11 protein-coding genes and 3 pseudogenes are annotated in these 14,237 nt (G+C 34.9%); 3 read left to right on the top strand and 11 right to left on the bottom strand.

All coding sequences use genetic code 11. The features are described from left to right. Window positions 1-209: 209 nt before the first annotated feature. Window positions 210-911, top strand: coding sequence for an SGNH/GDSL hydrolase family protein (locus V179_RS28555; RefSeq protein ID WP_051405097.1), 702 nt, complete (start codon window positions 210-212; stop codon window positions 909-911). A 355-nt stretch (window positions 912-1,266) separates the two neighbouring features. Here V179_RS28555 and V179_RS0122695 read toward each other — a convergent pair whose 3' ends face one another. Further along, window positions 1,267-2,871 carry an APC family permease gene (locus V179_RS0122695; RefSeq protein WP_028393500.1) on the bottom strand — a complete coding sequence of 535 codons (1,605 nt, stop codon included), beginning with the start codon at window positions 2,869-2,871 and terminating at the stop codon, window positions 1,267-1,269. Window positions 2,872-3,213: 342 nt separating this feature from the next. Then, a complete protein-coding gene (locus tag V179_RS0122690; RefSeq protein WP_028393499.1) occupies window positions 3,214-3,483 on the bottom strand; it encodes a hypothetical protein in 270 nt (89 codons plus the stop codon). 257 nt (window positions 3,484-3,740) lie between these two features. Here V179_RS0122690 and V179_RS0122685 point away from each other — a divergent pair, with 257 nt between their 5' ends. Further along, entirely contained in the window at window positions 3,741-4,265 is a 525-nt protein-coding gene (locus V179_RS0122685; RefSeq protein ID WP_028393498.1) for a tubby C-terminal domain-like protein, read from the top strand. Window positions 4,266-4,607: 342 nt separating this feature from the next. On the opposite strand, the gene V179_RS32100 is transcribed toward V179_RS0122685, so the two are convergent. Next, window positions 4,608-4,742 carry a hypothetical protein gene (locus V179_RS32100; RefSeq protein ID WP_268745215.1) on the bottom strand — a complete coding sequence of 45 codons (135 nt, stop codon included), beginning with the start codon at window positions 4,740-4,742 and terminating at the stop codon, window positions 4,608-4,610. 302 nt (window positions 4,743-5,044) lie between these two features. On the opposite strand from V179_RS32100, the pseudogene V179_RS0122675 reads away from it, so the two are divergent. Continuing rightward, window positions 5,045-5,257: pseudogene (locus V179_RS0122675) on the top strand (IS110 family transposase); the annotation flags it as partial. A gap of 640 nt (window positions 5,258-5,897) precedes the next feature. On the opposite strand, the pseudogene V179_RS32560 reads toward V179_RS0122675, so the two are convergent. The 8 genes and pseudogenes from V179_RS32560 to V179_RS0122635 all read right to left on the bottom strand — a co-directional run. After that, window positions 5,898-6,236: pseudogene (locus V179_RS32560) on the bottom strand (methyl-accepting chemotaxis protein); the annotation flags it as partial. A gap of 207 nt (window positions 6,237-6,443) precedes the next feature. Further along, a pseudogene (locus V179_RS32555) lies at window positions 6,444-6,827 on the bottom strand (PAS domain-containing protein); the annotation flags it as partial. A gap of 316 nt (window positions 6,828-7,143) precedes the next feature. Then, the gene (locus V179_RS32550) at window positions 7,144-7,392 is read right to left on the bottom strand and encodes a YolD-like family protein (protein WP_407637273.1); all 249 of its coding nucleotides are present in this window, start codon (window positions 7,390-7,392) and stop codon (window positions 7,144-7,146) included. A 486-nt stretch (window positions 7,393-7,878) separates the two neighbouring features. After that, window positions 7,879-9,405 carry a solute symporter family protein gene (locus V179_RS0122655; protein WP_028393494.1) on the bottom strand — a complete coding sequence of 509 codons (1,527 nt, stop codon included), beginning with the start codon at window positions 9,403-9,405 and terminating at the stop codon, window positions 7,879-7,881. After that, window positions 9,402-9,749: a DUF485 domain-containing protein gene (locus tag V179_RS0122650; RefSeq protein ID WP_028393493.1), complete on the bottom strand. Its 348-nt coding sequence runs from the start codon at window positions 9,747-9,749 to the stop codon at window positions 9,402-9,404. Before V179_RS0122650 ends, V179_RS0122655 begins: the two co-directional genes overlap by 4 nt. Before the next feature lie 680 nt (window positions 9,750-10,429). Further along, window positions 10,430-12,685 carry a transglycosylase domain-containing protein gene (locus V179_RS28545; RefSeq protein WP_034302430.1) on the bottom strand — a complete coding sequence of 752 codons (2,256 nt, stop codon included), beginning with the start codon at window positions 12,683-12,685 and terminating at the stop codon, window positions 10,430-10,432. A 62-nt stretch (window positions 12,686-12,747) separates the two neighbouring features. Beyond that, complete coding sequence (locus tag V179_RS0122640; protein ID WP_028393492.1) at window positions 12,748-12,984, bottom strand: hypothetical protein; 237 nt, start codon at window positions 12,982-12,984, stop codon at window positions 12,748-12,750. A 337-nt stretch (window positions 12,985-13,321) separates the two neighbouring features. Next, a complete protein-coding gene (locus V179_RS0122635; RefSeq protein WP_161632357.1) occupies window positions 13,322-13,669 on the bottom strand; it encodes a DUF559 domain-containing protein in 348 nt (115 codons plus the stop codon). Between the last annotated feature and the right edge of the window lie 568 nt (window positions 13,670-14,237).

Raw genomic sequence — 14,237 nt, 5'->3', positions numbered from 1 at the left:
CCAGATTCATTGTTCATCTTTACTTCTTGGCTAAATATTTATAGATTTGTTCTATCTCGGATGGGAGAGTGGCACACCGATCAAGAAGATATTTAGCGCTATACCTTTGACACCCTGTTTCTTCATGAGTAGTTAATATCTAGCATATAACCCCTTCCAAAATATAACTATTTATGAGAAAATAGTATTGATAAGATAGGGGTGGAAAAATGAAAAAAATGGTGATGTGCCTTATTGTTGCATCTATTCTTTTATTCTCGGTTGGATCTATTAAAGCAGATGCAGCTGGATTCGTTGGGTTTGGAGACAGCAATACTGCTGGGACGTATTTCACACAATACGGATACGACTTAAATACACGATGGGTCATTCAAACTGGTGCAATAAATGCAGGAATAAGTGGAAATGACACGAATCAAGCAATGAAACGTTTCACTACTGATGTATTGGCTAAGAAACCTACGAGTGTCTCGATTATGTTCGGTCAAAATGATGGTTTATTATTGAACAATGGTAAGCCACAAGTTGATAAAGTTACGTTTGAACAAAATATTACGAGCATGGTCACTCAATTAAAAGCTAGAAATATTAAAGTCTTGTTAATGACTAGCCTACCAGTACAACAAACACTTTACTACAATAAGTACCCAGATAAAAAACACTTGTATGCGGATAAAGGTGGAATACGAATATGGCTGAACGGCTATAACGAGATTATTCGAAAAGTCGCGAAAACACAAAACGTTCAACTTGTAGACCATTATGCAAACGCTTGGATTAAAGCAGGTGGGGGAGCAGGTTCAGATGCTCAACTTGTTGCAAGTGGCTTAATTGCACCAGATGGGTTTCATTGGACTCCAAAAGGGCATAGTATGATGACTTATTCCATTAATTATTACTTGGCAAGGTAACTAATATAGAATTATTATGCTATATACCAAACAGGGAACCAGAAAAAGAGAAGCGGGAAGATTGCTATTAAATGAGCTTTCTTCCCGTTTCTCTTTTTCATCGTTTTTCTCTTTTCCTTCCCTAATCACTTTCTTTTCAAAATTAAACGACTATTTTATATATGTACAAAAAAATGCCAGGGGTAAAAACACAAAATGTGAATGAGATGGAATAACGTAGGATACAATATTACCCATCGTTATTTATCTGAGGCAACAACAATCAACAACTAATAAAAAAAGTCAGAAAGCTAAATAAATAGCTCTCTGACTTTTATTTTCCCAAATTTCTGGATGGTGCCTGGCACCCTGTTATTTATTTAGCTATACTATGAGCAATCAACATAACTACAATCCCTGCACCTATTGCTACATAAGGCCAAATACCGGCTCTTTTTTCAGTATTACCACTAGCACCATCGGCACCATCCAACATTCCTTCCTGGAATTGACCTTTGTCAGTTACATAATGTCTATAGACAAACAATGGAATGACAATCCCCGCACTAATTAAACCGGCCCATAGAGTGCCTGGTCCCCAAATATCAGCACCAAATCCTAAGAATGTAATATTAACAAATGCAAACACTACATTTGTTATTAAAAGCCAATTTGGTGCTTTAAATGGTCGAGACCAATTTGGTCGATCCAATCGATGAATCCATCCCGAATTAAGATTAAGGAAATTGAATAGCAAGTAATTTACATTGGATATTGCAAGGACAAATGTGTAATCTGACAACGTGAGTAAGAAAATGTTTAAGACGATACCCGCCCACATAGCTCGAGAAGGTGCTCCATTTTTATTAACTTTTGATAAAGATTTTGGTAACCATCCATCAACAGAGGCTTGATAGAGTGTACGGGAAGCTCCACCCATTGAGGTCATAATAGCTAGTAATAGAGATAGGATTAACAATAGGATAATGATAACCCCTACGACTACTCCACCCCCTACCATAAGGGCCATTGCACCCCCAACTCCTTCACCACTAACGACTGAAGGATCTAACAATCCCTTTAGTCCTAGCGCATTTTGAAAGGAGAATGGAACAAGTGTAAACATGAAGAAACACAATAAACCAGCGGATATAATTGCTTTAAATGTGTCTTTTTTAGGATTTTTAAATTCACTTGTATAACAAATTGCAGTTTCAAAAGCATACGTTGACCAAGCAGCTAGGAACATTCCACCAAACAATAATTGAAATCCAGCCATATCCCACGAACCTGAAAGCGGATTCATTGGTAATAGATTTTTCAAATCAATCCCATGCGTAAATAGTGGAATAACTCCAACTAAAATAAGTGGTAAAAGTGCGATAATTGCTACTATTTTTTGGAAACGTGCGGCCTTTAGGACACCTAAGTTTTGTATACCAAACATTGCGAAAAGAAACAGAACCGCAACAATGAAACCGCCATTAATACGCATTGTTAGATCTGGTCGAATCCATTCTAAATTTAATAGTGTAAATTGCCAAGTTGTAAGAACTGATCCAGCAAAAAAGTTATTTAAAACATATGACGCAGCTAGCGAAGTCCCAAGAGCTAGTACAGGAGTCCACGCTAGCCAGTTACACCAGACGGATATGGCAGCGGCAAATTTTGAATACCTTACCCAAGCCATTGCTCCGTATACAGATGCCCCTCCGGATTTATTAGGAAACAAGCCGGCAATTTCAGCATAAGTAAATGCCTGGAGAAGCCCCATGGAAATTGATAATGTCCAAACTAACCAGGAGATATTCCCAACAGTGGCTGCGATAGATCCAATTGAAAATAATAATAGTGCTGGTACCCCACTTGAAAACCAAAAAGCATCCTTCCAAGTTAATGTTCTTTGCAATTCAGATTGGGAACCTGGTGGTGGACTCGGACTTTGTAAAACTTTAGCAGTACTTGATTCACTGGCACTCATAAACAAATTACCCCCTTATTTTTTTAGGTTGTATACTAGTTTTTATGTAAATTGCCTCTTAGTAGTTCAGATAGATTATCAATAAATGATAAGTTGTCATAATATTAGCATCTATAGAGAAAAAAGAAAATACAATCTTACGAAAATTCTAAATTATTAGTATATTGATTGATCCCAATTGTTTTTCGAGGAACACTATTACTAATTTTGAACAAAAAATAACCGTTCATAGGGAAAGAGGACTAATCTCCTGAACAGTTAAGTATAGTATGATGCAGTGCAGCTGATTTATTACCAGTTTCAGCTCTATCTGTTACTAAATCAGAAGCAGAGGAATTTGTATTAAGTGAAAAGGATCCATAATAAAACTGTTAAACCTAAAAAGAATATTCCAAATAAAAATGAAAAAATTTTAAAGATTACAATATGATATGTCTTTGGAGCAAATTTTTCAGAAATTAATAATAGAACACTAAATATCAATTCAATCCAAGTTAAAGTATTAAAAGTAAAATCGTCATCTTCTTCATATATTTTAAAAGCAACATAAAAAGCATTTCCTGCAATAAATAAAAAAAGTAATGAACTTATTACCAACATATATATATTCATTCACAAACATCTCTCCTGATTTGGGTTTCTCTTTCAACTAAATTGCACCTTTTATTTAAGTGTTCCATTACAGCCACAATTATTATATATGAATACGAGAATGCGTTCCTCATCAATATGGCCCTAAAACAAAAAGGCGCGTTCCTAAATAAACGCGCCCGATTGAGGAAGAAAAAGGTACCAATACAAATAGCTTTCAATAATACATATTTGTTATATTATGATAAATGATGAATTGAATGATTTGGAGGAACACTATGGAACGTTTTACTTATCAAGTACCTAGGGGTAATGTACATATTTCAACAATAATGCCGATAATAAATGAACATAGTAAAACTGTTTTCGAAATGCGAAAACAGCAACATAGATTCCTTGCCCGTATCGTTAATGGGTCATTACGCTATGGCATACCTTATTGTTATAAAATTGCAAATGAGTATACAAAACCTCTTTATACTATAGACTGTGTATTCCCTGGAATTCGCTATAAATTGATCGAACATTCATCCTCACAAATAGTGCAGATTGTCCCCCATAGAGTTCAATTAATTGAAAAGGCGTACTCGTTTAGACTTGATAGCCACGAATATTATTTTGAAAAGGACTATACAAGTTCCGGTTACTTAAAATATGACAATCAACAGGTTGCTACTGTTTCAATGCCCATTAAGTACGATATTTCTTTGGAATCTGATACCATTATTATAAAAGCAACAACTCAGGAATTCGCAGCTCTTGCTGCAGTTCTATATCATACGTTTTATTATTATGGTGCCTAAAATAAATCTGTGATCGGTTAAAGCACCAGTTAGTTCAATATAATATTTATCCTATTCTAAGTAGTCTTCAATAATTTCTCTGAACACGATCTTAGCTTCTTCCAATGTTACTAACTCGCCGATAACCTTACTTCCAGGGATGTTTAAGGTAGAAAAGGTTTGATAAAGACTAATGGGATATCGTACAAACCTTATATATTAAGGGGTTAAATTCACCAAAATTGTTTTCTAAGGTAATAATACCTAATCTTTAAACTCATTGATCTTAATTGTTGCCTTTAAAAGAAATAAAAAAACCGATTCTCTTTTCACACTTGAGAATCGGTTGCTGGATCACTTTGATTAAATTGACAAGATAAATTCATTATAACCATCCTTATTTTGTCCTTTTATATTCTTCATAAAATAAGCGTATTCTGGTTGAGCTTTTCCGTGTAATTCTGCTGCTTCAACTACTAACTTTATAAATTTTTTCATTTAAGATATCCCCTTCCAATATGTTATGTCTTTATTATTCAACATTGGATACCTTTTTACAAAGCTGATGAAAACGAAAACAACGACAATGTAAGCGAACATTATATATCTTTTTCTCGTAATTTCGTCGTTTTTCTTAATTTATTTATATATTTTAACATTCTCCTATCAAGTGCAAATATTTGTATTTATACTCCTAAATGAAGATTGTTTAATATTATTGCCGTTAAAAAATAGAGCTCCTCAGCAAGATATGAGTATAGACACCACTCTAACTCAAAATCTTTAGGAGGAACTCTACTATGAAGTTTAAAATGCAAGACAAACTAAATCAACTAATAGAAAGAATTCCGATCAGACATCTTATTGTCGGAATTGATATAGCACAACAGTTTCACGTTGCTCGTGCTGTTAACTTCCGTGGAATTGTTATAGGTGACCCTTTAACTTTTGAAAATAATGAAGATGGTTTTGCTAGATTAATACAATGGATTAACCGTTTAAAAATCTTGAAAGGCTTCATGAAATATTTTAAGTTTTTATTGAAAAATATTGACAAACTATTAGCTGGTTTTATTGAATAACGATTAATTTCTATTAATCAATTTAATTAAGTTACATAATCAATACTTTACTTTTTTCCACCATTTATATTCTCTAAATTCTGAAATACCGAAAACTGTTATCATTGATAAAATAGGCACAACATAATACTTTGGAGGTCCAAATATTAAGATAACAATAATAAAAAGTGAAATAAAAAGTATCGCTTTTAAAAAATATGATTTTTTCCGATATTTTAAATAGAGTTTTATCTTATCCATTCATTTTTCCTTTTCCATTCCCATTTATTTATAAAATTTTTTTCTTTCTTCAACTAATCTGGTTCAATGTTTAAGAACATTTCTTCAAGATTCCACTTAAATTCTAACATGTATACTTTGTTTACTTTAAGAGTTGTGTTCAATTAATAGGCCCTTTTATGTAATAAGGACGATAATCCTTATTACATAAAAGGGCCCGATTGCGGAAGAACTCTACTGGAAAAAATAAGAATTATACTCATTTTGGAATTGTGCTCAATTGCGACACTAATTTAACATGCCGAGTATTTGAAGTAAAAAGTAACTTTAATGATTCTAACCTTGGCTAACATTATCCTTGTAGCTGATCCACTAAAGATTTTGCTTGTATATCAAGCTGACGGGCTGATTCACCAATCTCAATAAATTCACGTACTGCTTGTTCAATACGATTCTGGCTTTCAGAAATCGATTTTTCTGAACGTTCTGTTCCTAAACTAATATTTTGTACTTGTTCATTTATATTTTTCACATTAGATTGTACCTCTTGAGTTGCTACCTTAGCTTGATTGGCTAACTTTCGAACTTCTCCTGCAACAACGTTAAAGGCACGTCCATGCTCACCAGCGTGGGCTGCTTGAATTGCCGCATTCAGAGCTAATAAATTAGTTTGCGAGGCAATATCATCGATGGTTTTCACTATACCACGAATGGCTTCAGTTTGAGTTTTAAGCGTTTGTAAAACTTCCATGTTTTTGTTAGTTTGTTCAACAATTTTTATTATTGTAGATGCAACCTCATGACTACGGCTAATTCCTTTCTCCGCACGTTCTTTTAAACCCTCTGCCATTTGTTGTAAATCGCGTGTAACCTTATCTATTCCATCTTCACGAGCCGTAATATCGGTAGCCACTTTTATTACTGCTTGAATTACTCCACTTTCATCAAAAACGGGTGTATATGTTGCTTCAAGCCATATCCTCTTTCCTTGTTTCGTTACTCTTTGAATTTTTTGTTGAAAAGTTTTTCCAGTTCGGAGATTTTCCCAGAAAGTATTATACTCTAAACTTTGTACGAATTCATAAGTGCAGAATTGACGATGATATTTATTAGGCAGTTCTTCGGCTCTATAGCCCATCACCTGTGCAAAATTATGATTTGCCCAAAGTACCTTTCCATAAGGATCAAATTCAATCATTGCTAATGATGTTTCTAAAGCAGCAAGTACAGAATTTTGATTTAATATCTGTGTACTAGTAGGTTTTGAAAGATAGTCAATCATCATATGTTAATCTCCTATTTTTTTCAAATGTTTTTTAATTTCTACCACAATTATACTGAATATTAGGTCTTATGTCATATTTTCATTGGGGAACAAACCGAAAATTCAAAAAATAGGATCCCTTCATATTCAAGAAAATGGCCCGATTGCGGAACAACCCTTTAGATAACATCTAAAGAGGCAAAGCATCGTAACTTTTTTTGCAAACATCGCATCTTTTTTATAAACATCGTGACTTTATTTTAAATCCACATCTATGCTTCTTGCACGCTAATGATATTTTTAAAAAGTATGTGATGGATGTTACCATCAACATCTATATAATTTGGCTATTTAAATTATTTATGTAACGAGTAGTTCCAGTTAGTTGTTGTACGAAACTATTATTAAAAAGATTAAATGTAACAGGTGTATTAAATTCCATAGCTTCACTAATGGTTCGTCCTATAGCTTCTAATTCTTGTTCATCGAGTATGGGTTGTTTTATCCGATGTTCATCCACCAAAGCATCTTTTAAGGACTGTCCATGCTCTGGCCGATTACAATTAGAAGAACAAAGAAGGATAACCCCTTTGGTCCGAGCGTTCTTTAATCTTAAGAGCGATGCGAAGTAGGAAGTTTCCAGTGATTTTGATCTTCAGAGTGGTACGGATCGGCCGTTAGGCAAATGGACACAGGAACCTACGGAATGTTAAGAATGGCGCTTTTCCTTTCTTTATATAACGTGGTTATCGAGCCATTTAGACCGGAGCCAGATGCCATAGAAATAGTTTTATCATTTTACAATTTCAATATTTTTCTGAGTAGACGAAATTTAGGAGAAACTTTCAAATAATGCTTTTATGTACTATTCTCTTGAGCTAAGCGGATATCAAAAAGGTGGTTGAGAGTGCACCCGCCTAACCTAGAAGTATACTGACTTTTGTAAATCATGATCGATTTCATTCAATGCCAAAAGCCGATACCTATCTAAAAATAGTATCGGCTTTTAACTTTTATTCACCTAAATTTTTTAATATCACTAAGAAATAATATTCACATATATACCCAACTATTTCACTCCAGTATTCGCCCTCACCATGACTTCTGCATACTTCTTCTCATCTCGTTTATTTGACACAACTGTTCCAATAAAAGCACCGAGGAAGCCTGCTGGAATGGAGATAATCGCTGGATTTGTAAGCGGAAAGATTGGGTTTCCTACAAGAATCGCAACACCAGGCTCAGGATTCAACACACTTGGACTTATCGCTACAAGCACTAACGCAGTAATCAAACCTGACAATATCCCGGTAATCGCTCCTGCCGTATTAAACTTTTTCCAGTATATCGTATAAATTATAACAGGTAAGTTTGCACTTGCTGCAACACAGAAAGCGATAGAAACAAGAAATGCAACGTTTAAAGTCTGTGCAAAAAGAGCGAGAATAATAGAAAAAATAGCTACTCCAATTGATGCATAACGAGCAGCAACCATTTGCTCTTTTTCCGAAATCTTTCCCTTTTTAATAATTTGCCCGTAAATATCATGAGCAAAAGCAGATGCTCCTGATAAAACAAGTCCGGCCACTACAGCTAGAATCGTTGCAAAAGCAACAGCAGAAACAAATGACATCAGAAAATCTCCGCCAAGTGCTTGAGCTAGAAGTGGGGCAGCCATATTACCGGCAGCATTGGCGCTGATAATGTCTTGTGAACCAACAAATGCTGCTGCTCCAAAGCCAAGGAAAATCGTTAAAATATAGAATATCCCGACTACCCATGTTGCTGTGACAACAGAGCTTCTTGCGGTCTTAGCATCTTTCACCGTGAAGAATCGCATTAAAATATGCGGTAAGCCAGCGGTTCCCAGGACAAGTGCTGCCATCATTGACAACGTATCAATTCCATTGGTATATTTTACACCTGGATTTAAATATTCCTCTCCTAGCGGCGTTAGCGCTTTCATATCATTAAACATCTTTAAAATATTAAAATCGAACTTAGCTAACACTAAAAACGAAATGACAACAGTACCTACCATCAGAAGCACAGCTTTAATAATTTGTACCCAGCTAGTCGCAGTCATTCCACCAAATAATACGTAAATTGTCATCATTACACCAACAAGTAAAACCGCCAACCAATAATCAATTCCTAGTAAAAGCTGAATAAGCGCTCCAGCTCCAACTAGTTGAGCAATCATATAAAAAATAACAATCGTAATCGTACTGAGCGCAGCAACTGCCCGAACTTTCTTTTGCTCAAATCTAGCATTAATCATATCAGCAATTGTATATTTCCCTAGATTTCTTAACGGCTCTGCGACAATATAAAGCACAACAAGATAGGCAACTAAATAACCAATTGAGTAGAAAAATCCATCAAAACCAAAAAGAGCAATTGCACCTGCAATCCCTAAAAATGAGGCAGCTGATAAGTAATCACCTGCAATTGCAAGTCCATTTTGCCATCCTGTTAAGCCACCACCCGCTGTATAAAACTCACTCGTTGTTTTCGTTCGTTTTGCAGCCCAATAGGTGATAACAAGAGTCATTCCAACGATAAGAATAAATAATACCAAGGCAGTTGTACTCATAATTTTTCCCCATGATTCTCTTCATTTTCAATGATTTGTTCGGCAAGGTGGTCGAACTTACCTGCTTTTTTGACATAGATTATGCAAAGTATCCAAGTCATAACAAATTGTGCAAATGCATAAACCCATGTCCATGTAATTGAACCAATAGCAGGTCTGTTTAGAATTGTCGTAAAGGAAGTAAGAATTGGTAACATAAAATAGAATACTAGGAAGAATACAGTTATTGGTATGAGAAACTTTTTCTTTGATTCCATCAAGCTTTTAAAATCTTGACTTTCAGCAATTTTTTCAAAATCATAACTTTTTTTCTCAGCTTGGATATCCTTAGCAATACTATTCATTCTATTACCTCCATCTGGAATATTATGGTGCATATGTCTATTCTAAGAAAATATCAGCTATTAATCAATAGATAATTCACCATTTATCCCGACAAAGAAAAGAATTCCAGAACATTCAAAGCGGTATAGAATGTTAGGTAGCGTTCTCTGCTGCCTTACAGTCTATGAGCAGACCCTTTAAGGCGCCCCAAAAGATGTACTAGGCTCGTAATCAATTACAATATCTTAAATTAGCAATCATAAAAGCTAAGTGAAAACCTATTCGAAAGTTAAAACATAACTTTTTCTCTACAAAACCATTCAAAAATCACTTAGATGATGTCTGAGAAACGCTACAACGAAACGAAATACAAGAAAGCCTTAACTGTTCATTTGATTTAAAATACATAAGGTCCTAATTAATAAAAATCAAGTCATATCCTAAAGAATGTGATGCAGGGTTAACCTGTTTAATGATAATAAAGTTGTTTAATTTTGAAGCTGAAAAAACGCATTACACCGTCCGCAAACGTGGACGGTGTAAAAATAAAGTTGTTTAGTTTTTTCACAATTACTAAATAAGAACCCATGAATGTAACAATAAAGGCGTTTAAAAATCTAATATCTATGCCACAATCGTGCCTTTTCGTATTATAAGGTCTATTATTGAAATGGAACAATAGTAAGAAAAAAATATCTATCTAATCATGCTTTTGTTTCTTTTCCTCTTCCTTTTTTAGACGCTTCTCTTCCTCTTTTTTCAATTTCTCTTCCTTTTTTCGACTCTTCTTTTCCTCTTTCTTCAATTTGTCTTCCTTTTTTTGACTCTTCTCTTCCTCTTTTTTCAATTTCTTTTCTTCTTTTTTGAGTTTCTTTCCTTCTTTATTTCCGCCATTATTAGGATGAATTATTACTTTGTCGGGCTTAGGCGGAACTTCTGCAGAATCAATTCCTTTTATATAAAGTTCATTATTCACTCTGTAGACACTTTCTGGTTGCTGAAAATTTGCTGTGTCCGTTCCGAAAGCTTCCATCATTGCTTTAAACATTAACTGTGAGATTTTCGTCGTATTTCCACTCATATAGTTACCCTGTCCGTTTTGAGTGTAACCCGTCCAAACAGCCATGGTGTATTGTGGTGTATACCCTGCAAACCAGCTATCATTTGTAGCTGTGCTTGGGTATCCATATTTAGCTCGAGTTTTTTCGTCAAAATTGGTTGTACCTGTTTTCCCGGCAACATCCAGTCCAGAAACATTTGCAGTTGTTCCTGTCCCAGCATTTACGACTGTGCGTAACATATCAGTTACCATATAGGCAGTGTAATCCTGCATCACTCGTTTTGATTCCTGGGCAAAGCTAACCTCTTTGTCATCAGGGAAAATAACTTTTTGGACAAAATGTGGTTGAGTGTATACCCCTCCATTTCCAAAAGCACTAAAAGCTCCAGCCATATCCAAAGGATTAACGGTATTGCTTCCGATTGAGTATGATTCATATACCTGATTATTCTTAAAAGTAATGCCGAGTTGCTCTGCAAAATTCTTTGCCTTTTCCATCCCTACCTCTCTCATTGTGAGTAAAGCAGGAATATTGTAAGAGTATTGTAATGCTGTCCGTATAGGTATGATTCCGTGGTATTTACGGTCCCAGTTAGAAATAGGTTGACCAGTTGAATACGATGTCTTCTGGTCATGGATTAAATGACCAGTGGACCATTTTAAATGTTCAATCGCAGGTCCATAATCAAAAATAGGCTTAAATATGGAGCCAGGTTGACGTTTCATCTCGATTGCAAAGTTGTGTCCTAGAAATCCTGCTTTAAATTCGTTTCTCCCGCTTCCAATCGCCCTAACTTCACCCGATTTTGTATCTAAAAAGACAAAGGCTCCTTGAAAATTTGGATTTGGATAAGCAATAATTTCATCTGTGCTCAGCATTCTGTCAGCATAATCCTGAGCTTTTGGATCCAATGTAGTATAAATAGATAATCCGTCCGTGTTGATGTCAACATCCTTCAATTTTCCCTTTACTTCTTTTACAGCAGCATCCAAAAATGCTTCATATCGCATGCTCTGTTGCGTATTTTTTTGTACGAGACCTTCTGTTACAGGAACTTTTTCTGCTTCCTTCATTTGTTTTTCCGTGATATAGCCATCTCGATGCATCGAGCTTAATACGATGTGACGGCGCTTCGTGGCTGCTTCTTTGTTTTCCGGTATAGTTGGATCATAATTGTTCGGACTCTGTGTCAGTCCGGCTATCATCGCCGCCTGCGCAAGCGTCATTTTTTTCAAATCATCGGACTCAATACCGTAATAATTCTTAGCTGCGGCAGCCACTCCGTAAGAGCGGTTTCCAAGGTAGATTTTGTTTAAATACATCATTAAAATGTCCTGCTTGGAATACTTTTTTTCCAACTGATACGCTAAGTCCCATTCTTGCACTTTACGTTTCAGTGTTTTCTCTGGAGACAGAAAAGAATTTTTAATGACTTGCTGAGTAATCGTACTACCTCCCTGAGATCCGAAATCCCCGGTTACGTTCACGAAAATCGCCTTGGCTGTCCGTTTGAGGTCGATCCCAAAATGTTCGTAAAAATGGGAATCCTCGGTGGCAATAAAGGCATGTTCCAACACTTTTGGCACTTGATTGTACGTAATTTTTGTCCGTTTTTCCCTCCCGTATTCATAAAGGAAGTTTCCGTCTTTATCATAAAATTTAGTAGAAAGCGGGTCCACTAGCTTAGAAGAATCTAAGGTAGGTGTACCCATAATCATTGAAGCGAACGTAATGGCTCCTGCTCCTGTTGAAACAAGACCGAGTACCAAACAGACAATGACCATTTTTTTAAACAACGATCCTTTTTTCAGTATACCAATACTTCTTTGTTTATTTTGGTTTGTTTTTTCCGCTTTTTTTCGTTCCTCACGAGATTGATACGCTTCTTCAGACATTCATATTCTCTCCCATATAAAGATAATTAAAGTTAATATAAGTTAAAAAGCCTGTGTCGATATTATAGTTTAATGTGATTAAATTTCGGGTCATCTTTTTCATGAACTCCTATATAATGGATTGAAGAACGATTGATCCAATAATCCCCATGCTCACCTTTCGTAAGAAAGTATTTGCGCTGTTCAATCTTTTCTACTATTTCTTGTATAACTTGTTCCTTACTAATATCTGCCTTTTTCATTATTCTTTCTCGTTTAATAACATCCTCTAAGGTATAACAAACTATAAATTCCTTCATACTAACTCCTCCATTTAAAACTTACAAAGTTGATCAAGCTCTATAAATCTACAGTTGGATGTTAATTTACTTGATCCTATTTATATAGCTTCGTAAGAACCCTTAACTTTATTGGGGATTATTGGGTGTTAGTTTAAACCAAAAATAAAAAAGAGCTGCCGCAGCAACTCATTCCTATTCAACAAACCTGCTTCTTTACTTTAAGTACATAATATCACAATCTCCTTTAAAATTTAGCATAAGGATCTAAATCTCTTAAAAGGAGTTTGACTTCGTTTTACAGGCGGTACCTGTTTTACTATATTTAATTGATCGCGATAAGTATCTATATCCAAGTTCAATATTTTCTTATATGTATTTTCGGAAAGAGATAATTCTTTATGTATAAACTTAAAAGTGAAAGAATTGTTTGCCTTTCTAAATATGAATTTGAACCCAGTTTAAAGGTAATATTTATTGAACCTTTAATAAGAGGCAATCCTTGCTCTCGCAGTCGAATTACTTTATAACCGTGTTCAACTAATGACTCTGTTTTAGAACTATCTATTTTTTCACGGTTTTCATGATAATAGAGACTGTCATATTCAATAACAATATTCAAATTGAGGATATATACATCAACTTCTTTAATGCCTTCTATATCTAGTTGGTAACCATTTTCTGTGAAACCAAAAACCTGTTTCACGAATACATCCACGACTACTACAACACCGACCGAACGCATCAAGGAATCAATGGTAAGACACCCATTGCTTCACCGGTGTATATTCCGACATCAGTAGAGAAAACATAATTGGATGCGACACCTGTCTTAAACGGCCTTTATCATACTTACAAAAAAGTAGCTTAACACCTCACTATCTATTTTTTAAAAACCTTAATAGAAAGGCTTATTTGGCATGCCTTTCTTTTTTGATTCTTTTATTCTCATCGTATATGCCCTTTCCTTTTGTCTAAAATGAATCTACCACCCTCAAAAATAAACGAATCATCCTATAAAAATAGGATGATTTAACCGTGGATTGAATTTTTGAAGTAGACAGCTACCTCAATTGAATGAGATAACTCCAAATGTAGTTTTAAACTTTATCAAGATATATTTCCTAAAAAGTCAAAAAAAAAGAGTGAAACATATTATACATGACTAATATGTATCCCCCCTTTACTTCTTGTTCAACAATCGCGCCCGATTATGGAAGATATTTACTAATATTTTTTTGAAGAAATGCGGTCATTTGTAGAATATTATTACT

Source organism: Bacillus cihuensis, assembly GCF_000504145.1.
GTDB classification, from domain to species: domain Bacteria; phylum Bacillota; class Bacilli; order Bacillales; family DSM-1321; genus Peribacillus; species Peribacillus huizhouensis.
This window is presented reverse-complemented; position numbering and strand designations above follow the sequence as displayed.

What these genes read in the sequence shown, in the direction of transcription:
- V179_RS28555 (WP_051405097.1), top strand. Translation starts at nt 210, where the DNA reads ATGAAAAAAATGGTGATGTGCCTTATTGTTGCATCTATTCTTTTATTC.
- V179_RS0122695 (WP_028393500.1), bottom strand. Translation starts at nt 2,871, where the DNA reads ATGAGTGCCAGTGAATCAAGTACTGCTAAAGTTTTACAAAGTCCGAGT.
- V179_RS0122690 (WP_028393499.1), bottom strand. Translation starts at nt 3,483, where the DNA reads ATGAATATATATATGTTGGTAATAAGTTCATTACTTTTTTTATTTATT.
- V179_RS0122685 (WP_028393498.1), top strand. Translation starts at nt 3,741, where the DNA reads ATGGAACGTTTTACTTATCAAGTACCTAGGGGTAATGTACATATTTCA.
- V179_RS32100 (WP_268745215.1), bottom strand. Translation starts at nt 4,742, where the DNA reads ATGAAAAAATTTATAAAGTTAGTAGTTGAAGCAGCAGAATTACACGGA.
- V179_RS0122655 (WP_028393494.1), bottom strand. Translation starts at nt 9,405, where the DNA reads ATGAGTACAACTGCCTTGGTATTATTTATTCTTATCGTTGGAATGACT.
- V179_RS0122650 (WP_028393493.1), bottom strand. Translation starts at nt 9,749, where the DNA reads ATGAATAGTATTGCTAAGGATATCCAAGCTGAGAAAAAAAGTTATGAT.
- V179_RS28545 (WP_034302430.1), bottom strand. Translation starts at nt 12,685, where the DNA reads ATGTCTGAAGAAGCGTATCAATCTCGTGAGGAACGAAAAAAAGCGGAA.
- V179_RS0122640 (WP_028393492.1), bottom strand. Translation starts at nt 12,984, where the DNA reads ATGAAGGAATTTATAGTTTGTTATACCTTAGAGGATGTTATTAAACGA.